General features: G+C 58.2%; 20 protein-coding genes. 7 read left to right on the top strand and 13 right to left on the bottom strand.

Going from position 1 to position 20,168, the window contains the following annotated elements; genetic code table 11:
• Positions 1-19 precede the first annotated feature (19 nt).
• The 4 genes from R6V78_RS14265 to R6V78_RS14250 all read left to right on the top strand — a co-directional run bounded on the left by R6V78_RS14265 (position 20) and on the right by R6V78_RS14250 (position 3,854).
• Positions 20-1,471, top strand: a complete 1,452-nt coding sequence (locus R6V78_RS14265) for an OmpA family protein (RefSeq protein ID WP_410290040.1) — start codon at positions 20-22, stop codon at positions 1,469-1,471.
• A gap of 159 nt (positions 1,472-1,630) precedes the next feature.
• Positions 1,631-2,419 (top strand): dienelactone hydrolase family protein, encoded by a 789-nt coding sequence (locus R6V78_RS14260; RefSeq protein ID WP_410290039.1) that lies wholly within the window; start codon positions 1,631-1,633, stop codon positions 2,417-2,419.
• A gap of 125 nt (positions 2,420-2,544) precedes the next feature.
• Positions 2,545-2,712 carry a hypothetical protein gene (locus R6V78_RS14255; protein ID WP_410290038.1) on the top strand — a complete coding sequence of 56 codons (168 nt, stop codon included), beginning with the start codon at positions 2,545-2,547 and terminating at the stop codon, positions 2,710-2,712.
• Between the two features lie 260 nt (positions 2,713-2,972).
• Positions 2,973-3,854 carry a hypothetical protein gene (locus R6V78_RS14250; RefSeq protein WP_410290037.1) on the top strand — a complete coding sequence of 294 codons (882 nt, stop codon included), beginning with the start codon at positions 2,973-2,975 and terminating at the stop codon, positions 3,852-3,854.
• Positions 3,855-3,939: 85 nt separating this feature from the next.
• On the opposite strand, the gene R6V78_RS14245 is transcribed toward R6V78_RS14250, so the two are convergent.
• The 5 genes from R6V78_RS14245 to R6V78_RS14225 form a co-directional block, all read right to left on the bottom strand.
• The gene (locus R6V78_RS14245) at positions 3,940-4,296 is read right to left on the bottom strand and encodes a hypothetical protein (RefSeq protein WP_410290036.1); all 357 of its coding nucleotides are present in this window, start codon (positions 4,294-4,296) and stop codon (positions 3,940-3,942) included.
• Between the two features lie 33 nt (positions 4,297-4,329).
• Positions 4,330-4,458, bottom strand: a complete 129-nt coding sequence (locus tag R6V78_RS14240; RefSeq protein WP_410290035.1) for a hypothetical protein — start codon at positions 4,456-4,458, stop codon at positions 4,330-4,332.
• On the bottom strand, positions 4,436-5,461 hold the full coding sequence (cydB, locus tag R6V78_RS14235) for a cytochrome d ubiquinol oxidase subunit II (protein ID WP_410290034.1): 1,026 nt from the start codon (positions 5,459-5,461) through the stop codon (positions 4,436-4,438). The genes R6V78_RS14240 and cydB overlap by 23 nt, the downstream gene beginning before the upstream one ends.
• Positions 5,454-6,860, bottom strand: coding sequence for a cytochrome ubiquinol oxidase subunit I (locus tag R6V78_RS14230; protein ID WP_410290033.1), 1,407 nt, complete (start codon positions 6,858-6,860; stop codon positions 5,454-5,456). The genes cydB and R6V78_RS14230 overlap by 8 nt, the downstream gene beginning before the upstream one ends.
• Positions 6,861-7,001: 141 nt before the next feature.
• Positions 7,002-7,688 (bottom strand): DUF2293 domain-containing protein, encoded by a 687-nt coding sequence (locus tag R6V78_RS14225; RefSeq protein WP_410290032.1) that lies wholly within the window; start codon positions 7,686-7,688, stop codon positions 7,002-7,004.
• A 380-nt stretch (positions 7,689-8,068) separates the two neighbouring features.
• On the opposite strand from R6V78_RS14225, the gene ubiG reads away from it, so the two are divergent.
• The gene (gene ubiG / locus R6V78_RS14220) at positions 8,069-8,776 is read left to right on the top strand and encodes a bifunctional 2-polyprenyl-6-hydroxyphenol methylase/3-demethylubiquinol 3-O-methyltransferase UbiG (RefSeq protein ID WP_410290031.1); all 708 of its coding nucleotides are present in this window, start codon (positions 8,069-8,071) and stop codon (positions 8,774-8,776) included.
• A gap of 11 nt (positions 8,777-8,787) precedes the next feature.
• Complete coding sequence (locus tag R6V78_RS14215) at positions 8,788-9,603, top strand: class I SAM-dependent methyltransferase (protein WP_410290030.1); 816 nt, start codon at positions 8,788-8,790, stop codon at positions 9,601-9,603.
• A 56-nt stretch (positions 9,604-9,659) separates the two neighbouring features.
• Here R6V78_RS14215 and R6V78_RS14210 read toward each other — a convergent pair whose 3' ends face one another.
• Both R6V78_RS14210 and dksA read right to left on the bottom strand, forming a co-directional pair.
• A complete protein-coding gene (locus tag R6V78_RS14210; RefSeq protein WP_410290029.1) occupies positions 9,660-10,592 on the bottom strand; it encodes a UbiA family prenyltransferase in 933 nt (310 codons plus the stop codon).
• A gap of 14 nt (positions 10,593-10,606) precedes the next feature.
• Positions 10,607-10,972, bottom strand: coding sequence for an RNA polymerase-binding protein DksA (gene dksA / locus R6V78_RS14205; RefSeq protein ID WP_410290028.1), 366 nt, complete (start codon positions 10,970-10,972; stop codon positions 10,607-10,609).
• Positions 10,973-10,999: 27 nt separating this feature from the next.
• Here dksA and R6V78_RS14200 point away from each other — a divergent pair, with 27 nt between their 5' ends.
• Positions 11,000-11,221 (top strand): hypothetical protein, encoded by a 222-nt coding sequence (locus tag R6V78_RS14200; RefSeq protein WP_410290027.1) that lies wholly within the window; start codon positions 11,000-11,002, stop codon positions 11,219-11,221.
• Here the strand turns inward: R6V78_RS14200 and lpdA are convergent.
• The 6 genes from lpdA to R6V78_RS14170 all read right to left on the bottom strand — a co-directional run bounded on the left by lpdA (position 11,209) and on the right by R6V78_RS14170 (position 20,136).
• On the bottom strand, positions 11,209-12,621 hold the full coding sequence (gene lpdA, locus R6V78_RS14195; RefSeq protein WP_410290026.1) for a dihydrolipoyl dehydrogenase: 1,413 nt from the start codon (positions 12,619-12,621) through the stop codon (positions 11,209-11,211). The genes R6V78_RS14200 and lpdA overlap by 13 nt on opposite strands.
• A gap of 2 nt (positions 12,622-12,623) precedes the next feature.
• Entirely contained in the window at positions 12,624-13,943 is a 1,320-nt protein-coding gene (gene odhB / locus R6V78_RS14190) for a 2-oxoglutarate dehydrogenase complex dihydrolipoyllysine-residue succinyltransferase (protein ID WP_410290025.1), read from the bottom strand.
• 115 nt (positions 13,944-14,058) lie between these two features.
• Complete coding sequence (locus R6V78_RS14185) at positions 14,059-16,788, bottom strand: 2-oxoglutarate dehydrogenase E1 component (protein WP_410290024.1); 2,730 nt, start codon at positions 16,786-16,788, stop codon at positions 14,059-14,061.
• Positions 16,789-16,827: 39 nt separating this feature from the next.
• Positions 16,828-17,598: an alpha/beta hydrolase gene (locus R6V78_RS14180; protein WP_410290023.1), complete on the bottom strand. Its 771-nt coding sequence runs from the start codon at positions 17,596-17,598 to the stop codon at positions 16,828-16,830.
• A gap of 218 nt (positions 17,599-17,816) precedes the next feature.
• Positions 17,817-18,503, bottom strand: coding sequence for a TVP38/TMEM64 family protein (locus R6V78_RS14175; RefSeq protein ID WP_410290022.1), 687 nt, complete (start codon positions 18,501-18,503; stop codon positions 17,817-17,819).
• A gap of 145 nt (positions 18,504-18,648) precedes the next feature.
• The gene (locus R6V78_RS14170) at positions 18,649-20,136 is read right to left on the bottom strand and encodes a dihydrolipoyl dehydrogenase family protein (RefSeq protein WP_410290021.1); all 1,488 of its coding nucleotides are present in this window, start codon (positions 20,134-20,136) and stop codon (positions 18,649-18,651) included.
• Positions 20,137-20,168: the final 32 nt, after the last annotated feature.

Below are 20,168 nucleotides of genomic sequence, written 5' to 3'. Positions count from 1 at the left end.
CAGCCGGAAGGAGCAAAAGATGAACAAATCAATCTGTTGTTTTTTATCGGCACTGGTTCTGGCAGTGGTCAGCGCCTGTGCGACGACGACACCCGAAAGTGTGACCAATAGCAATCCCGGGCAAATAGTCAGGCAATTGGAAGCCGCTCTGGCCACGGCCCGGTCCAACCAGGTGGACGTCCTGGCGCCGGGCCTGTTCAACGACGCCCAATCCGCATTCATGAATGCCACCCAGGCCCTGGACAGGGGTGCCAAACTTTCCACGATCAACGAGTATGTCGCCGCTGGGAACGCCAGTTTGAAGAAAGCCGAAGAGATGGCTCAAATATCCCGAACCGTTCTCAGTGAAACAAATAAAGCCAGAGATATGGCCCTCAAGGTGGGTGCTGATAAACTCGGCGAACCCTATAGGGTGGTGGAAAGCCAATATCTGCAGCTCACCAAGGCCATTGAAAATGACAATCTGAGCTATGCTCAGAAAAATGCGGCTGAAGTCCAGTCCGCCTTCCGGGATGTGGAGATCATGGCCATCAAAGACAGTGCCATCGGCAAGGCGCGCAACATGATGGCCCAAGCCGAAACAGCCAAGGTCGCCAAGATCGCCCCTAGCGCTTATAACGATGCCCTTCAGGCCCTGAATGACGCCGACGCCTATATCGGGCAGAACCCCTATGCGGCCGAAACGATCAGCCAGAAAGCCGCCCATGCGGAATTCATGGCCCGGCGCATGATGGCGATCAATGCCTCCGCCGACATGTTTCAGGACATGACACCGGAGGCGTCAGCCCTCTACGTGGAGGACCTGCTGGACCGCCTGGGCGAAAGCATGGACGCCGGCGATTTGCGGGACCGGACCGTTGATGCTCAGGTCAGCACATTGAGCGCATCGGTTGAAGCCATGCAGCAAAAAAACCAGACCCTGGAAAAGACCAATCAGACCTACCAGGCCCAACTGGCCAACCTGGAGCAGCAACTCAGCGGACTGAGGGGCTATTCGCGCGAGCAGGAAGCGACCAAGCAGAAACTGGCCGCCGAACGGGAATTCAACGAGCAGTTCGATACGGTTCAACGTTTTTTTCGACCCGACGAAGCCGAGGTCTATAAACAGGGCAATCAGCTGGTTATCCGCATGCGCGGCATTCAATTCCCGGTGGGCCAGGCGACCCTGAGTCCGGACAACTACACCCTGCTGAGCAAGGTGCAGCAGGCCATCGGAACATTCGGGCAGCCGCGCGTGATCATCGAAGGGCATACCGACAGCACCGGTTCAGCCCAGATGAACCAGGAATTGTCCCAGAAACGGGCCGAGGCGGTCAAAACCTACCTGGTAGCCAACAAGACGCTGCCGGCCAATCGCATCCGGGCCACCGGCTATGGACCGGACCGGCCGCTGGCCCCCAACACGACAACCGAAGGCCGTGCCATGAACCGCCGAATCGATGTGTTGATTACACCAACCCAGGCGCCCTAAGATCAAGGCGGTGACAACCCGCCGGCAACTTAGTGAAAAGCCATAAACCGATCAGCGGGAAAATGGTCATTAACGCTGCGGATTAACCCGATCGAGTCAAAAGCGTCGACCTCTCATTAAGCCTGTTGATTGCTTTTTGACCGGCTGAAAGGAGTCTTTATGAAAAAAACGCTTTTTTTGATTATACTCATCTCTATTTTATCGACCGGAACCGCCTTGGCCAAGGTGGTCTCTCAGTCAATACCCTACACACACGACGGCGTATCCCTTGAAGGTTTTCTTGCCCATGATGATGCCGTTTCCGGCAAGGTGCCAGGAATTTTAGTGGTTCACGAATGGTGGGGACTCAACGAATATATCCGCTCCCGCGCGGAGCAACTGGCCCGGATGGGATACGTGGCCTTTGCCGTGGACATGTACGGCAGGGGCAAATCCACCGAGCACCCCGACCAGGCCGCCGCATGGATGAAAACTGTCAACGCCAGCATGGATCAGTGGTTGAAGCGGGCCACAGCGGGACTTGATGTTTTAACAAAACAGCCGCAGGTGGATACAGCTCGATTGGCGGCCATCGGTTACTGCTTCGGCGGCGCCACGGTTCAGGTGCTGGCTTATGGCGGCGCTGACCTGAAAGGGGTGGTCAGTTTTCACGGCTCCCTGATTCCGCCTTCCATAGAGCAGGCCAAAATGACCCGGGCGAAAATCCTGATCGGCCACGGCGCCACGGACCCCATGAACACACCCGAAGCCATGACCGCCTATGTCAATGCCATGAACGCCTCATCAATCGACTGGCAGCTCATCGCCTATGGCGGCACCCGCCACAGTTTCACCAACCCCGATGCGGACAAACGGGGTATGGCGGCCTTGGCCTACAGTCCGGCGGCAGACCGACGATCATGGCAGCACATGACATTTTTTTTCAATGAGTTATTCTCAGGCATGTAACGCGGCACCTGCCGCCTGAGGTCGCTGGACAAACGGCGATGCCTTGTTACTTTATCCGGAGGCAGGTGGGGCAAAACGATAATTTATCATCAGAAACTGCTTATATTGGCGGAAAGGAATAAACGATGAGTGATACAGCTGAAAAAACCCTTTGCGCCCTCCAGGAGGAGGGCTTTATCGAATCCGATACCCGGGCATTTAAGAAACTGATTCAGCCCGCAGCGCACTTTTGTAAAAACTGTGGCAGAAGCGCAGTGAGCGACAAGAATCTGTGCAAACCAGAAAAGCTCTAATTTGAGAAAGCGCCGTGGGCATCAATCGACCCGCGGCGCTTTTATTCACCGGCAACCCCGTAAAAAGGGACTCAGTTTGCCGGATCGACAATTTTCAACCGACCTGCGTACCGACCGACCACTGCATCTTCAACGCAATTTTCCAATTCAGCATGGCTGATACGATTTGGATCTCTCAATTCGTCCAAGCGACACACCAAATTCAATTCCGGGAGCGATTCTGGATCGGCGGTTCCTGCATACCGAACAGAAAGATGGCGATGCCCGCAGACATAAGGAACCGATCAACGATCAGCCATGCGGATGTCACCGCACTGAACTTCGTCCGTTCATCCACACCATATGTGTTCAGGAGGCATTTCAGGCAGGGACTTCGCTCGCACATCATGGAGATTCTGGATCCAACCCACGTGGAAGTTGAAAAGACCGGGAAAATGGTCGCCGGTGTGAGATGCTTCTCCAAAGCCACGCCGCACAGGATGTTTCGCATTTTCAGAGGCCGTCTGAAAACCCTCGAAAACGCGCTTTTCGAAATCGGCCGGGTTAAAATCGTCGAACGCTACCTGGCACCCGATTTCATGGCCCGCTCCACTGAATGCATCGTTGATTACCGGGGGCCTGAAGGCCGTGACCTGATGCTGTGTGGATTCCAGGAATACGTCGCGGGTGAGATATTGGATCCCTGGACCATTCTCGGCGCGGCCGACCTGCTGCCGGCGCTGTACGAGACCTTTGGTTGCCAAGACAGTCCATTGACCCTGTCAAAAGACAACTGGATCGAAACAGTTAGAGAAAAGGGCTCCCGGTTCATCACCAAAGTAAAGCTGATGATCAGTGAGGCCGGACACATCCCCGACCTGGCCGGAGCGGGGAATCTGATCATCACCGCCAGCGGCGGGATTCGTCTGGTGGATATCAACAACATTTCAGGCGTGTCTATGGATCCTTCGATCCATCTTGACGAAAAAGGCTACCCCGTGTGCGACAAGTCCATCGAGGCGCTCGCCTTGATCGAAGAAAAAATCCTCGGCCGTCCGGTCGACATGAAGGCGGACATATACAAGTGGTTCCTCGATCCAAACCGCCGCAGAGCGCTCAAGGCAAAGGAGGCTTTGTTTTGGAAGCGTCAGGCCGGCAACTGAAGGTGGCTTGACCGTTTGGCAACAGCATGCGTGGAAATCGAAAGGGTTCGATCGAAGCGTGTCAGAACTCTGGGTCAAATGGCAATCAGGGTGTCATTTGGGTTTCACCGTTGTCCTTGACGGCGGCATAGCCCTCCGGAGTGAGAAATGCGCTGCTCTGAAGTTTATTCATATCGATCAGCCCCCTTGCAAACAACGTCTTCACTGCCGCCAGTGTCTCGCTTGGAGCCAAAGGAAGCGCGGCGACAACGGCACTGATGTCCAATATTCCCGGTGGTCCGGTATAGTCCCACTCCTTGGCCAGCAGAGCCAGCACCTGATTTTCAGCGGCTGTGGGCATGCACACCACCCAATGATTGGTTTTGCCGGACGTCACGAACGGTGACCGATCGTCGGCCTGTTGTCTCATCAACGCGACAAATCCCCGGATCAGGATCAGCACGCCTTGCGCTTTCTGCCGCCAGGCCGGGGGCGCCTATAGCTTCATCCCCAGCATGAGCCGCACCATCCCCGCCAGCACCAGCATGGCGGCCATGCCGCCGACAAACAGACTGGCGAACCACAGCCACTGGCGCTGTTTTTCAGTAAGCCGGATCATGTTCATGGGAGGCCTTTCCGCGGAACACCCAGAAGCAATATCCGGTGTAGGCCAGGACGCAGGGCAGCAGGAAGACCGTTCCCAAAAGCAGCAGGGACTGGGATTCAGGAGCGGCGGCCGCATCCCACAGGGTTACCTGGAAAGGCACCAGCCAGGGCCAGGTGCTGATCCCAATGCCGATGTAGTTCATCAAAAAGATGCCCAGGGTGAGAAAAAAGGGTCGGTATTCCCGTTCGGCGCGCAGGTCCCGCCAGAGCATTGCAAAAAAAACCACCGACAGGATGGGCATGGGCTGCAGAAAGTAGAAGTTGGGCAGGCTGAACCACAGCGCTTTGATGTCGCTGTTCATCAGCGGCATGGTCAGGCTGACCAACCCCATGAACAGGGCCACATATAACATCACGTATCTGGCGCACTTGCGGGCCCACGCCTGGGTGTCGCCTTCGGTTTTCATGATCGTCCAGGTGGCGCCCAGCAATGCATAGCCGGTCACCAGGGCGACGCCGGTCATGACGCTGAAGGCATTCAACCAGTCGAAGGCACCGCCGCCGAAGTTGCGGCCGTCGACGGCGACTCCGTGAACGAAGGTCCCCAGCACCATGCCCTGCATGAAGGTGGCCGCCAGAGAGCCGAAGTGAAAAGAGTAGTCCCAGATGCGCCGTGACTTGCCGGTGGCCTTGAAGCGGAACTCGAAAGCCACCCCGCGGAAGATCAGGCCCAGCAGCATAAGGATGATGGGGATGTAAAAAGCCGGCATGAGAATGGCGTAGGCCAGGGGAAAGGCGGCAAACAGACCGCCGCCGCCCAGAACCAGCCAGGTTTCGTTGCCGTCCCAAAAGGGTGCGATGGAGTTCATCATGCGATCGCGGCACTGGTCGGTGGGGGCAAAGGGAAACAGGATGCCCACACCCAGATCGAACCCATCCAGCAGGATATAAAGGAAGATCGCCGTACCGATCAGCGCGTACCAGACCAGCGGAAGGTCCAGAAAACTTTCGAAACTAAACATCTTTCCCTCCTGTTCCGGCAGCCAGATCCGTGACCAGGGGTGGCTGCTTCACCCCGTGACTTCCATAGGCGTCTTCTTCATTAGATTCCGGTCCCTTGCCGATGAGCTTGAGAATATAGTAGGCACCGGCGGTAAACACCAGACCGTAGGTGATGACAAACGCGGTCAGGGAAATGGCGATAGGACCAGCCGACACCGGGGAGATGGTTTCCGCCGTTCGCAATACGTTGAACACGATAAACGGCTGCCGGCCCACCTCGGTAACGAACCAGCCGGCCACCACGGCCACGAAGCCGGCCGGCGTCATGGCCACACACCACAGGTGAAACCAGCGCGTGGAAAAAAGCTGTTTCTTGAAGTGCAGCACCAGCGCAATCAGACCGGTGGCGATCATCAACATGCCCAGCCCCACCATCAGCCGGAAGGTCCAGAAGACCACGCCCACGGGGGGGCGGTCTCCCCGGGGCCAGGATTTGAGGCCTTTCACTTCGCCGTTGAAGTCATGTGTGAGGATGAAACTGGACAGTTTGGGGATGGAGATTTCAAACCGGTTGCGTTCCTGGATCTGGTCCGGCCATGCGAATAGCCGCAGCGCGGCACCCCGCTCAGTTTCCCAGATGCCTTCCATGGCCGCCACTTTGACCGGCTGGTGCGTGAAGGTGTTCAGCCCGTGCAAATCCCCGAACAACAGCTGCATGGGGGCCACAAAGATGGCCATGATCATGGCCATGCCCAGCATGATCCGGGCATGCTTGACGTGCAGACCGCGCCACAGGTAATACCCCCCGATGCCGCCGACCACGAAGGCAGTGGTCAGGTAAGCCCCGGTGACCATATGGATGAAACGGTAGGGAAAGGACGGGTTGAAAATCACCTGGATCCAGTTGGTCGGGTAGAGCAGGCCGTCGGCACCCTCGCGAAAACCGGCCGGCGTCTGCATCCAGCTGTTGGCCGAAAGGATCCAGAAGGCTGAAATCAGCGTGCCCACGGCCACGATCACCGTGGCGGCAAAGTGCATCTTGCGGCTCACCCGGTTCCAGCCGAAAAGCATGATGCCCAGAAATGAGGCCTCCAGAAAAAAGGCCGTGAGTACTTCGTAGCCCAGCAGCGGACCCAGAACGCTGCCAACCTTGTCGGAGAACACCGACCAGTTGGTGCCGAACTGATAGGAAAGCACCACACCGGTGACTACGCCCATGCCGAAGGTCACGGCGAAGATCTTGACCCACATGCGGTAAATCTGCTCGTACAGGGGGTTGCCGGTCTTGAGCCAGCGCCACTCAACCACGGCCAGCCAACTGGCCAGGCCGATGGTGAAGGCCGGAAAGGTGATGTGGTAGGCTACGGTAAAGGCAAACTGGGCGCGGGCCAGAAATACGGGATCAAGGTGGGAAAACATGGCATTACCTCGATGGGTTGCGTTGGTTTGTCGATGGCAGGGAGCGAGCACTCACCCATCATAATAAAGGGAATCCCGCCAAAGTCAAGCCGAACCGAAACTACCTGATTGATCATGGATTAGACCCACAAGGCGGCCCCATCACCTGCATTGGGTTGTCGGCACTTTCCATTGGGCCACCACCCGATCCACCATTTCCGCCACCATGTCCCGCGCGTACCAGCGATCGTGCCCCATCATCAACAGATCGTCGTAGGGTGTCTCCGTATGCCTCAGATGGGCAATGACGGCCAGGCGCACAGCTTCTTCATCGAAATTTCTGGCCCAGGCCGTACACCCGATGCGGCCGTTGCATGCGAGGCAGGCATGCTCGGCGATGACCATCTCGCGCCCGGCGGGGCATCCGGGAAAAAGTTCTCCCACCCGCTGAGCAAACCGCTCAGTATACTCACGATCCAGGCGCTCCCGCCGGAGCGCTTCGCGGGCCCGGCTTCTTTGCCTGGCCTCGCTGTCGGCCAGACAATCCGCTTCGGCCCGCTCCAGCGCAGGCGCATCCACAAGCAATCCCTGTCGCTCGTACCTTTTCCGGGCACGGGTCCATTTCAGGACGATGGCGGCCAATGTGGCATATTTCCGGGCTCGCCGGGTGAGTGCGGCATCCCCTGAAGGCAGAAAGACGAGATGATCAAAGTCGGCACATGCCAGGCACAAGGGACCTTTTTCTCCGGCCAGGATGATCCATGCATTGGGGCCTAAATTCTGACCACATTCACCACACGAGGACGCTTCCGAAACAATAAAAACCTTTAACTCTTCATTTTTATTCATTTTTGCTACACGTTTGCAAAAGGCCGCCGGCTGCATTGGACAACGCTGGTGGAATTAATGGCGCATTTGCGATCGAATCGGGTGATGAGAAACCGGAAAAACGAAAAGGATGGAACAACTCAGGGGTACCCATTTTATGGCTCGCGGTCAAGACCTTTTCAAGTTTTGGGTGGCAACCACTGCTGCGTCACCACGATGACCTTCACGCCATGTCGGTCATTTCATTGCCTTCTCCTTGATCACTGGGCTGCCATCTGTTATCTCATCAAGCGTGGGGATGCGGTCACGGGAACCCAAGCCGTCGCCGCGGCCCTTTCCCGGTGGTACAGTGAAAATCGCGGCAGGATGCCGCTCCCGCGCAGAAAAAAATTGAACTGGCAATGAATCAATCGGAAAACATCGACGCAGGTGAAATCAGCCGTTTTGCGGCCATGGCCGCCGTGTGGTGGGACCGCAACGGGGAGTTCAAGGCCCTGCACGACATCAACCCGGTGCGATTGGCCTATGTGCGCAATCGAACCGATCTTACCGGCAAACAGGTTTTGGACGTGGGCTGCGGCGGCGGCCTGCTGTCCGAATCACTGGCCTCATGCGGGGCGCAGGTTACCGGAATCGACATGGCCGACGCGTCGCTGACCGTTGCCCGCATCCACATGCTGACAAACGGACTGTGCATCGATTACCGACAGACGACGGCCGAAGTGCTGGCCGATGCAAACCCGGGCGAATTCGACGTGGTGGTCTGCATGGAGCTGCTCGAGCACGTGCCCCGACCGGCATCCATCGTCGATGCCTGCGCCCGCCTGGTGAAACCCGGGGGAGATCTTTTCTTTGCCACGGTTAACCGAACCTGGCTGGCATGGCTTTTGGTGATCGTTGCCGCCGAGCGTGTCATGGGCATCGTCAGAAAAGGCACCCACGCATACGCCAAGCTGGTCAAACCCGGAGAATTGGCACAGTGGGGAACTGAAGCCGGTTTGACCGTTGAGGATCTGTCCGGCCTGCGATACATTCCCTTTAGCGGATACGCAGCCCTTAGCCGCAGCACGCGCATGAATTATCTGATGCATTTAAAGCCTAAAAAATGAAAAGGAAACCCATGGCCCTTTGGAACAACCCGCGCTGGTTTGACGATACCAGGCGCCAGGAGCAGCTGGACGATCATATTCGCGCCACCGGCAAAGCCCGCTTCGGTATCCGCGAATTCGACGAGGAAAAGAAGGTGGATGCAGTCCGCATCCACTTCAACCGGGTGGCCCCCAAATACGATTTTATGAATTCACTGCTCAGTTTCGGCATTCAGCATGCGTGGAAACGGGCCGCCATAAGGCTGCTCGGCGTTCAGCGCGGAGACAGGGTGCTGGATGTATGCGGTGGTACTGGCGACCTGGCCATCCTGGCGGGCCACCGCACGGGCCCCACGGGTCAGGTGACGATCTATGACATCAACTACGCCATGATCCAGGCCGGCCGCCACAAAATCGATCCGTTTCCGGCTTTGTCCCACATCGGCTACGTCCAGGGGGATGCAGAACACATGGCGTTCCCAGATAACAGCTTTGACTGCACCATGGTGGGTTTCGGTATCCGCAACCTCACCCATCTGAAACAGGGCTTTTCCGAAATGGTCCGGGTGCTCAAACCCGGCGGACGATTCCTGTGCCTGGAATTTTCAAGGCCCATCAACCCCGTATTCCGCTGCCTGTACGATTTCTACTCGTTCAACATCATGCCGGCCCTGGGTCAGTTGCTGGCCGGCTCATCCGAATCATATGCCTGCCTGCCCGAAACCATCCGCATGTTTCCTCTACCCGAAGAACTATCATCCATGCTGGCGGATGTGGGACTAGATCACCTGGGCTGGAAATCCATGACCAACGGGATCAGTGTCGCGCATGTGGGGGTCAAACGTTAACAACCGTGCACCTTGCGGCCCATATCGGCTTAAATGGGGCGTTTTGAACTTGGCGCTTAGAAAAAAAGCAGACGGACCAGCACCACCACAAAAACACTCAGGGGAAAGAAACTGGCCTTGTTGAAAAGCTGCATGGCCTCTTGGCGGCCGCCGGCGTCCACCAGACGCAGGGCCGGCAGCAGCAACAGCCAGACGCCCAGCCCTGCCAGGGCCAGCAGGTGAACGAAACCGAAGGTGAGCGGTGAGATCCACACCAGCACAAAGGTGAGGAAGAAGGCCGCCAGCAGACAGACCAGGGCCAGCATACCGGCCCGCGCCAGTCCCAGTCTCACGGGAATGGTCTTGGCCTTGAAGCGGCGGTCTTCCTCGATGTCGGTCCAATCATTGGGAATATTCTGTCCACCGATCTCCCAGAAAAAGATCCATCCGAAAAGGACGACGATATAAACAATGGACGGCTGCGGGTTGACGGCATAAACGGCGGCTGCGGCGCCCAGGGATTTGACGATACCGTTGATCAGCGCACGCAGGGGCGTCACCCGCCACAACAGGCAGTAGATTGCCTCCAGCAGGCCACCGGCAAGGAAGATGTAAAAGCACACCGGATTGAGCATCCAGGCCCCGACCATGGCCACCAATGCCCATCCTCCGGTCCACAGGATGCCCTCGGGCAGGGTCAGGACCCCCTTGGCCAGCGGGTGGCGCACCAGCACACCGTCCAGATAATCCTCGCCGTCACCGTATCCGCCGGCACGGACTTTGTGGCTGTCCGTGCGGTAGTCAACCAGGTCGTTGAGGGCATATACGGCCGTATAGCCTGCAAAGACGGTGACCAGGCCCAGCAGCGTCACAGCGAGTGATGGAAAGCGACCCAGGCACAGCAGCGCGGCCAGTGCCGGTGTGGCGATGTCGATGACCCCGTGGGGGGTGCGGGAAAGGGCCAGCAGCAGCTTCAGTCGTGGATGGGACAAGATGGCGTTTATGCTCATAGGGATGTTCACCGTTAACTGCCGATGACCCGCTCAAACGCCTCCTGTTTGGTTTTGCAGGTAATACAGTAGCTGGTAACCGGCCTGGCCTTTAAACGGGCAATGTCAATGGGCTCCTCACACGCTTCACAGATGCCATAGGTGCCCTCATCGATGGCCTGGAGGCTTTTCCTGATCTTGCCGATCAGCCGGCTCTCCCTGTCCCGGATGCGCAGTTGATTGTTGCGGGCCTGCTCCTCAGTGGCTCGATCCAGCGGGTCGGATTCATTGGTGTAGGCTGTGCCGATCAGTTCGCCAACCACAATGCCTGCCTTTACCAGCAATGCATCCAGCTCTTCCTGCAACAAATTGCGAAAATATTCGAGCTCTTTCTTATTCATTGAATTATCCTGACTCGGAATGTTTGAATGATCCAGGACCACCAAACAGGTAAACTTTTAGATTGCAAGCACGGCGAGAAATTAACATCAAACGCAAAAGAATCAAGAGGCAAATCAAAAGCTAACCTAAAAATTGCTTTTTCATTCAACCAGAGGCGCAGCGGCGCTGTGTCAAAATTTGAAATGGACGCTCAGCACCGATATGGGTCGACAATGGGGCCTTTTGAAGCCGGCGCTCAAGACGCATAAATTGAGCAATTACGAACATTCATGGCCGCCTCCTGCAGCGCTTCGGAAAAGGTGGGGTGGCCATGAATGGTGCGGGCGATATCCTCCGAGCTGGCGCCGAACTCAAGGGCCAGCACGCACTCGGCGATCATGTCCGCCGCCCGGGGGCCGATGATGTGGACGCCCAAAATACGGTCGGTCTTGCCGTGGGAGATGAGTTTGACAAAACCGTCGGTCTCGCCCATGCAGCGGGCCCGCCCCGCCCCGGAAAAGGGAAAACTGCCCACACAGTAGGGAATCTTTCTTTCGCGCACCTGCTCCTCGGTGAGGCCCACGCTGGCCACCTCAGGCCAGGTGTAGACCACCGACGGGATGGTGTCGTAGTTGACTTCGCCGGCGCGGCCGGCGATGCACTCCACGGCTGCAATCCCTTCGGCAGAAGCCTTGTGGGCCAGCATGGGACCGGGAACCAGGTCGCCGATGGCGTAGACGCCGTCAAGGCTGGTACGGTAGGCTTCGTCCACCAGGATCTGTCCGGTTTTCGGATCGGTCTTGATCTTCAATGCCTCGACGCCCAGGTCCCGGGTGAGGGGACGCCGGCCGATGGACACCAGCAGGCGGTCAAAGGTCATCTTTTCGGTTTTGCCATCATTTTCCAAAACGGCCTTGACCTTGCCGCGGGAGACGTTGGCCTCGACCACCCGGGTGTTCAGCTTGAATGCCAGGCCCTGCTTTTTCAGAATACGGTCCAGGGCCCGCCCCACCTGGCCGTCCAGGGTAGCGGCAATTCTGGGCAGCATCTCGATGACGGTGACCATGGAACCCAGCCGGTTCCAGACCGACCCCAGTTCCAGGCCGATATATCCACCGCCGACAATACCCAGGCGTTTGGGAACAGCGTCAAATGAAAGCGCCTCGGTGGAGCTGACAATGTGCTTGCCGTCAAATTCCAGCCCCTTTACCTCGATGGGTTCGGAACCGGTCGCCAGCAGGATGTTTCGGGCCGACAGGGTGGTCGATCTCTTTTTGCCCGTTTCCACCTCGACGGTTCCCGGTGCTTTGACCGTCGCCGTACCGTGGAAGGTTTCGATCTTGTTGCCTTCCAGCAGCCTGCGCACGTTTTCGGTGAGTTCCTCCACCACCTTGTCCTTGCGGGCCAGCATGGCGGGAAGGTCCAGGGTGACTTTTCCCGTCTTGATGCCATGTTCGGCGAAACGATCCCTGGCCAGGTGATAGTACTCTGAAGAATCCAGCAAGGCCTTGCTGGGAATGCATCCCACATTGAGGCAGACACCCCCCAGCCGGGAGGCTTTCTCCACCACGGCGGTCTTCAGACCGAGCTGGGCTGCACGCACGGCCGCCACATAACCGCCGGGTCCGGAACCGATGATCACCAAATCGAACTGTGCTTGCTGTGCCATCTCTACACCTCCAATACCAAACGTTCCGGGTTTTCGACCAACGCCTTGACCCGCTTGAGAAAGGTCACCGCGCCCTTGCCGTCCACAATGCGGTGATCGTAGCTGAGCGCCACGTACATCATGGGCCGGATCACCATCTGGTCATCGATCACCATGGGCCGTTTTTCGATTTTGTGCATGCCCAGAATGCCGCTCTGGGGCATGTTGAGGATCGGGGTGGAAAGCAGGCTGCCGTAAACCCCGCCGTTGCTGACCGTAAAGGTGCCGCCCTCCAGGTCAGCCAGTTCCAGCCGATTCTCATTGATCTTGGCCACGTAATCCACGATGGACTTTTCCACCTGGGCAAAACTCAGACGTTCGGCATGCCGGATCACCGGCACCACCAGGCCCCGCTCCGTGCCCACGGCCACACCGATATGCTGGTAATTATGGTAGATGATGTCGCTGCCGTCGATGAAGGCGTTGATTTCACGGATTTCCTTGAGCGCCTCCACGCAGGCCTTGACGAAAAAAGACATGAACCCCAGCGAAACCCCGTGGCGCTTCTGGAAAGCCTCCTTGTACCGTGATCGGATCTCCATGGCCCGCGACATGTCAATTTCGTTGAAGGTGGTCAGCGTGGCCGTGTTCTGCTTGGATTCCAGCAGTCGCTCGGCAATGCGTTTGCGGATGGGCGACATGGCTTTGCGCTCCTCGGCGTCAACCGACACGCCGCGATCGGTTGCGGCCGCGGGTACATCGGATTTCTCGGGCATGCCGGCAGGGGTGTTTTCCAGATAGAGCAGCACATCGCCCTTGTTGATGCGGCCGCCGGGCCCCGTCCCCTGAATTTTGGATGCATCGAGGTTTTTTTCAGCCACTAGCCGACGCACCGACGGCGCCAGAGGAACATCGTCAGGGTCCGTACCGCCGGACCCGGACGGTTTCGGTGCATGGGTCACCGACGGTTCGGGTTCGTACTCCTTTGCGGGCCTTCTCTCTTTCGATTTATCAGCGGCTTCGGATTTGTCCTCATCCGCGTCCCCTTTCGGCTTTTCCTGCGCTTCCTTTTCCGGTTTGGCCTTCGGTTTGGATTCAACCGAAGCATCGGAGGGTTCGATAGCGCCCACCACGGCGCCGATGGCAACGGTTTCTCCGGCCTGCACGATGATCTTCAGAACCCCGTCGGCCTCCGCTACCACCTCCAGGGTGACCTTGTCGGTTTCGATGACAAACAGGGGGTCGTCCTTGCGGACGGTGTCACCATCCTGTTTGAACCACTCGGCCAGGACTGCTTCCTGAACCGACTCGCCAACACTGGGAATCTTGACTTCGATGGACATGCGGGCTCCTTGGTTAGTTTCTTGGGTTCGTTGGGTTGATTGATCGGGTTGGGTTGATTGTATTACAGTTGGATCGCCGGGGCCGAAGATCATAATGTGTGACCGCTGACTTCGGTCACCCGGCCATCCCCTCGGCCTGATTATGCGAGCCGATGGCCCGGTCCACCAGGCTGTCCTGCTCCATTTTGTAAATCTTGGGAAAACCTGTTGCCGGGCTGGCTGAGGCGTTGCGTCCCACATAGACCAGGGGTTTTTTCAGCAGGACATCCATGCGCGGCCGCATGAACTGCCAGGCGCCCATGTTCTCCGGTTCCTCCTGCACCCAGATCCAGGCAGTGGCCTTTTTGTATCGGCCGATAACCGCCCGAATGGCCTTTTCCGGGAACGGATGCAGCATTTCGACCCGAACGATGGCGGTGTCGTGGGCGCTGATCTGCTGCCGCCGGGTGATCAATTGGTAGTAGATCTTGCCGCTGCAGAAAATGACTTTTTTCGCCGAGGCCGCCGCCTCTGCATCCTCCAGCAACGGTAAAAACTGCCCATGCGTCAGATCCTTCAAGGAGGAAACAGCCATGGGATGACGCAGCAGGCTCTTGGGCGTCATGAGGATCAACGGCTTGCGGAATGGGGCCTTGATCTGCCGACGCAGCAGATGGAAGTACTGGGCCGGCGTGGTCGGATTGCTCACCTGCATGTTGCCGTTGGCGCACAACTGGAGAAAACGCTCCAGCCGGGCACTGGAATGCTCGGGTCCCAAACCTTCCCAGCCGTGAGGCAGCAGCAGGGTCAATCCGCACAACTGCTGCCACTTGGCCTGACCGCTGGCAATAAACAGATCGATGACGCTTTGGGCATTGTTGGCAAAGTCACCGAACTGCGCCTCCCATAAGGTCAGGACCTGAGGCCGGACAACCGCGTAGCCGTATTCGAAGCCCAGCACACTGGCCTCGGCCAGCAGGCTGTTGAACACCTCATATGGCGCCTGACCCTCCCCCAGATGGTTCAGCGGGATATGGGGCCGGCCGGTATCGTAATCCCACAATACGCTGTGCCGCTGACTGAATGTGCCGCGGCCCACATCCTGGCCGCTGAGCCGGATGGGATGCCCCTCTTTCAACAGGGAGGCGAACGCCAGGGCCTCCGCCCCGGCCCAGTCGATTCCTTCCCCGCTGTTTACGGCGTCGAGCCGCTTATCCAGCACGCCCTTGAGCCTGGGATGAACGCTAAACCCATCGGGCACCTCGGCCATCCTGGCAGCCAGGTCGACCAGCGTCTTGCTGTTCACAGCGGTCTTTACGGGGTCATCGCTGAACGTGCCGCTGTAGGTTTCCCACCCGGAAAAAAATCGCGGTTCGGGAAAATGACAGGTGGTGCCGTGGATCTCTTTGTGGGCCGCCTCCAGCCGGTCGTTGACAGCCTTTTCCATGGCCGCCACATCGGTTGCTGAAAGCACCTCATCGGCCGTCAGCCGGTCGGCATAAACCCGGTTCAGCGGCTGGCGCTCGCGGATGCGCTGGTACATGGTCGGCTGGGTGAAGTAAGGCTCATCCCCCTCGTTATGTCCGTAGCGGCGGTAGCAGACCAGATCGACAACCACGTCCTTGCCGAACCGGTAGCGGTAGTCGGCGGCCAGGTGGGCCACATGGACCACGGCCTCGGGGTCTTCCCCGTGAACATGAAAGATCGGCACCATGAGCATCTTGGCCACGTCGGTGGAATAGCGGGTGGAACGGGCGTCCTCGGGCAGCGTGGTGTAGCCGATCTGGTTGTTGACGATGACGTGCACCGTCCCGCCGGTCCGGTACCCCTTCAACTGGGACATGTTCAGGGTTTCGGCCACGACCCCCTGCCCGGCAAAGGCCGCGTCGCCATGCAGCAGCACGGGCAGCACCACCTTGTCGCCATCGGCGGGCAGGCGATCCTGCCGGGCCCGGGCAATGCCTTCCACCACCGGGTTGACTGCCTCCAGGTGGCTGGGGTTGCTTACGAGACACAGCAACAGCGCGGCGCCGTCTTCCAACTCATGCTCGGTCAAGTATCCGATATGATATTTGACGTCACCGGAACCCACCAGGTCCTGGGGATCGTAGCAGCTTTCGAACTCGGAGAAGATCTCTTCGGCGGGCTTTTCGAGGATGTTGCTCAGCACATTCAAACGCCCCCGATGGGCCATACCGAATATGATTTCACGACACCCGGCCTCAACCGCCCGCCGGCGCAGAACATCCAGAAACGGAATCAATGCTTCGCCGCCCTCCAGGGAGAATCGGGTGACGCCCACATATTTTTTATTTAGAAACCCTTCGAACAGGGATGCTGCGGTGAGCCTGCCGAGCAGTTCGACCCGTTCGGCCGCCGTTAGATCAACCGGATTTTCGTCCGCCTCAATGCGTGCCCGAAGCCATTCCCGCTCATCGGGGTCCTGGAGATGCATGTATTCCACGCCGACGCTGCGGCAGTAGGTCCGCTTTAACCGGGCGACGATCTCCTTCAATGGTGCCGCAGCCTGCTCGATCAAACCCGGAGCGGCAAACAGACGCTCCAGGTCGGAAACCTCCAGCCCGAAGGCGTCCAGGTCCAGCAACGGGTGGGAGGTCGGGCAGGCCGACAACGGATCCATGCAGGCCAGCAGGTGCCCGATATCCCGGTAACGGTGAATCAGCTCACCCACCTTGGCCTGACGCAGGGCCTGATCCGGGTCGGCGGCCGCCGCGCCGGCTGCGCCGGCCAGTTCGAAGCCGTTGAAAAAAAACTGCCAGTCATCCGAAAGGGAGGATGGATCGGATTTCCATTTGCGGTATTGGGCGTCGATAAAGTCGGCACTCAGTGTTGCGGACAGATTCATCTTCCACAGCCTCCTAATGGCGGTATGGTTGTTCTCGGTTCAGGGTTCGGAAACACCAACCTGGCGACGGAACCAATCAGTCACCATACGGGCCACCTGCCGCTGGTGATCCGGTTGGGCCAGCATGTGGTCGCCTCCGGGAATGATCGTCAGATCGACCTTATCTGGGTTGGTTGCCTTGGCCAGGTGGGCTTCGGAAACAGGGATGATCGCGTCCCGGTCGCCATGAACCACGAGCATGGGAATCGTCAACGAGCGGGTGGCATCCTTTAGATCGTATCGGTGTGCATCTTCGAAAAAATCACGGTTGAGCGCAAGCTTCCGCCCGCGGCTGGCGAAGTTTACCAGTCCGGTCTGCTCAAGGGTTTGCTGCTGCTCCGGTGTAAGAAAATGCAAGGGCCGGGTTGCGCTCACCCGTCCGGCTATCCGACAGACGGCTGAAACGGCCTTGATCCGCCGGGCAGCGAGCAGTGCGATGGCGGCGCCCAGTGAGTGCCCAGCCAGTCCGATCCATGGGGCGCCTTTTGTCTGCATCAGCGCGATGGCCGATTCCATCTCCAGGATTTGTTTGGACCAGGTGGACTGTTCAAAGCGTCCCTGACTCTGGCCATTGCCGGAAAAATCGAAGCGCAGGGCCGAGAAACCGGCTTCACACAGCTCGCCACAGATGTGCCGCAGAACCCCCGTGTGACGGGAGCAGGTAAAACAATGGCCGGCGACAACGGCGCCGACCGGCTTCAGTTCCGGTTGGTGAAGGGTTCCGCTGAGGGTTTCCCCCACATGATTGTCGAATTGGATCTGCTGTTCCATTTTTTTCTCCGCGGGAGCGGCGTGCAGTCGAGGCCATAGTAACAAGATCCATGCCACTACCGTCAAGTTAAAAAGGCCCGGGTACCCGATCACCGGAAACGGATGGGCAGGCCCAAAAACGGAATCGACAGGTGTGTTCCCGAAGCAGACCGATGGTGCCAGGGCTGTCTATTTGAGACACTGTGTCTCAGTATGGGTGTATCCCGGTACCTTCGCCGCTAGTGCTGTTCACCGCTGAACCGTTTGATGATCGGTGGGATGAAAAAAGAGAAAATGAACAGGACAACGGAGAAAAAAACCTCTAACGAGATCAGTCCGCTCCAGTTGCCCGACACCCAGACGTCCTTCAGTGTGCCGATGAAGAAGGTGAAGATGAAGGTGCCCACGATGATTCCCAGACCAGTACCCGTCATGTAGTCCACGAACCGGACACGCGTCAGCCCCATACCGAAATTCATCGGTGTGAAGGGGAAGTAGACCAGCCGCAGGTAAAGCACCGTGGCGAAACCGTTGCGTTCAATGGCCTCGTCATATTTTTTCAGCCGGTCACCGATGAGGGATGCGGCAAACTCCCGCCCCAGGGTACGGCCGATGATGAAGGCGCCTGCCGAACCGATCATGGCTCCGATCCAGACCCATAAGAAGCCCCAGTAGGGACCAAAGATGGCTGCGCCCAGGCCGGTCAGCAGGGTCCCGGGAACAAAGAGGCATACCCCCGCCGCGTAGACCACGATGTAAAGCAGCGGCGCCCAGAATCCTGCCCCGGTCAGAATGCCGGCCAGTGCCTCGGCGGTGACATGGTCTTTCACCGGCGTGAACCGGATCAGCACAATGGCACCCACGATGAAAAGACCCAGAAAAAGGGCTTTGAGTTTGCCTCCGGATGTAGGTTTTGCCGCTTTCATGGTGGTCTTCTGATTTTACATATAGCCGTTTTATTCGGTTTTTCAATTATCACCCGCGACTGAAAACCGCTCAACCAATCCGTTGATAACCCCAACACTGAATCCGTTGTTCCCTCCTTCCTCCTCCGGCCCCAGTCCGCTGTTCTCATGCCTCCGAGATCAGGTCTTTGCCCTCACACACCACCGGTGTGCACGCCCGTCCCTTCAGATTGAAAAAGAACTTGAGCCCTTTTTGGACCTTCTCGGAAAAGATCTTCGGCGTAAAGACACCGCCGGTGACCCGCTTGCTGATCTCACCCAGGGTGGGATACGGATGGATGGCCGACGCCAGGGTGGACAGTTTCACGCCGCCATTGAGGACCGCCACCCATTCGGCAATCAGATCTCCGGCACGGGGACCGAGAATCTGCACACCCAGGGGCTTTTCCTTTTTATCCAGAATCAGTTTGATCCAGCCTTCGGTCCGCCCTTCGGCCATGCTGCGATCATTGTCCTGAAACCCCTCCTTCCAGACGGAGTAGTCGAGACCGGCATCCTTGGCTGCCCGTTCGTTCAAACCGATGCTGGCCAGTTCCGGATCCGTGTAGGTGCACCAGGGCAGCCAGGTGTAATTCACCTTGCGCGGCAGGTGAAATACCGCATTGCTCACCACCACACCCCCCTCGTATCCGGCGGCGTGGGTGAACTGGTAGCCCCCGTTGACATCGCCGGCGGCAAAAATATGTTTCTGACTGGTACGCAGCCGCGCATCCACCCCGATGCCCGTTCGTTCAAAGGCCACACCGGCGGCATCCAGCCACAAGTCCTGGACATTGGCTGATCGGCCCATGGCCACCAGCACCACATCGGCTGTCAGGTTCACCGAAGCACCGTCCCCCCGCCCCAGGGTAACCCTTTTTTTTCCACCGTCCGCAGATACCTGTTGGACGGAGGCGCCCAAGTGGAATTTTACCCCTTCCGATCCCATGACCGCCTGCACGGCAGCGGCCATGTCCGCATCCTCCTTGCCTAAAATCTGAGCGCCCCGGTCCACCACCGTTACCGCAGTTCCCAGCCGGTTGAACGCCTGGGCCATCTCGATGCCGATGGGGCCCGCCCCCAGTACGATCATGCTGCCCGGAAGTGCTGCCAGGGAGAAAATCTCGCGATTGGTGATATAGTCGATCTCTTTGAGTCCCGGTATGGGGGGAACGACCGCGGAAGACCCGGTGGCAATGACCCAGTTTTTGGCACGGATGGCCCGGCCGTCCAAATCCACGGTGTGCGCATTCTTGAAAAAAACAGTTCCAAAGACCACCTTGGCCCCCAGCTTGCAAAACCGTTCTTCCGAATCATGCTCCTGGATCACGGCAATGACATCCCGTATCCGCCCGGCGACCCGGGTGAAATCCACCGGCGGCAGTTCAACCCTGGGCAGGCCGTAACGATCGGCGTGCTTCATCGCATGGTAAACATGGGCCGAACGGATCAGGGTCTTGCTGGGCACACACCCATAGTGCAGACAGTCACCACCCAGGGCGGGCTCTTTTTCGATGAGCAGGGTCCTGGCACCCAGCTGCGCGGCTCCCGATGCCACGGTCAGTCCGGCTGCACCTCCCCCGATGATGCCGATATCGTAGTCGTATTGTACCACCGTCGTCTCCTAATGGTCCGTTGCGCCGCTCG

It is taken from the genome of Desulfosarcina sp., assembly GCF_046496365.1.
GTDB lineage: Bacteria > Desulfobacterota > Desulfobacteria > Desulfobacterales > Desulfosarcinaceae > Desulfosarcina.
This window is presented reverse-complemented; position numbering and strand designations above follow the sequence as displayed.

Coding starts and splice junctions, on each gene's coding strand:
- R6V78_RS14265 (WP_410290040.1), top strand. CDS start 20: ATGAACAAATCAATCTGTTGTTTTTTATCGGCACTGGTTCTGGCAGTG.
- R6V78_RS14260 (WP_410290039.1), top strand. CDS start 1,631: ATGAAAAAAACGCTTTTTTTGATTATACTCATCTCTATTTTATCGACC.
- R6V78_RS14255 (WP_410290038.1), top strand. CDS start 2,545: ATGAGTGATACAGCTGAAAAAACCCTTTGCGCCCTCCAGGAGGAGGGC.
- R6V78_RS14250 (WP_410290037.1), top strand. CDS start 2,973: ATGCCCGCAGACATAAGGAACCGATCAACGATCAGCCATGCGGATGTC.
- R6V78_RS14240 (WP_410290035.1), bottom strand. CDS start 4,458: ATGAACATGATCCGGCTTACTGAAAAACAGCGCCAGTGGCTGTGGTTC.
- cydB (WP_410290034.1), bottom strand. CDS start 5,461: ATGTTTAGTTTCGAAAGTTTTCTGGACCTTCCGCTGGTCTGGTACGCG.
- R6V78_RS14230 (WP_410290033.1), bottom strand. CDS start 6,860: ATGTTTTCCCACCTTGATCCCGTATTTCTGGCCCGCGCCCAGTTTGCC.
- R6V78_RS14225 (WP_410290032.1), bottom strand. CDS start 7,688: ATGAATAAAAATGAAGAGTTAAAGGTTTTTATTGTTTCGGAAGCGTCC.
- ubiG (WP_410290031.1), top strand. CDS start 8,069: ATGAATCAATCGGAAAACATCGACGCAGGTGAAATCAGCCGTTTTGCG.
- R6V78_RS14215 (WP_410290030.1), top strand. CDS start 8,788: ATGGCCCTTTGGAACAACCCGCGCTGGTTTGACGATACCAGGCGCCAG.
- R6V78_RS14210 (WP_410290029.1), bottom strand. CDS start 10,592: ATGAGCATAAACGCCATCTTGTCCCATCCACGACTGAAGCTGCTGCTG.
- dksA (WP_410290028.1), bottom strand. CDS start 10,972: ATGAATAAGAAAGAGCTCGAATATTTTCGCAATTTGTTGCAGGAAGAG.
- R6V78_RS14200 (WP_410290027.1), top strand. CDS start 11,000: ATGATCCAGGACCACCAAACAGGTAAACTTTTAGATTGCAAGCACGGC.
- lpdA (WP_410290026.1), bottom strand. CDS start 12,621: ATGGCACAGCAAGCACAGTTCGATTTGGTGATCATCGGTTCCGGACCC.
- odhB (WP_410290025.1), bottom strand. CDS start 13,943: ATGTCCATCGAAGTCAAGATTCCCAGTGTTGGCGAGTCGGTTCAGGAA.
- R6V78_RS14185 (WP_410290024.1), bottom strand. CDS start 16,788: ATGAATCTGTCCGCAACACTGAGTGCCGACTTTATCGACGCCCAATAC.
- R6V78_RS14180 (WP_410290023.1), bottom strand. CDS start 17,598: ATGGAACAGCAGATCCAATTCGACAATCATGTGGGGGAAACCCTCAGC.
- R6V78_RS14175 (WP_410290022.1), bottom strand. CDS start 18,503: ATGAAAGCGGCAAAACCTACATCCGGAGGCAAACTCAAAGCCCTTTTT.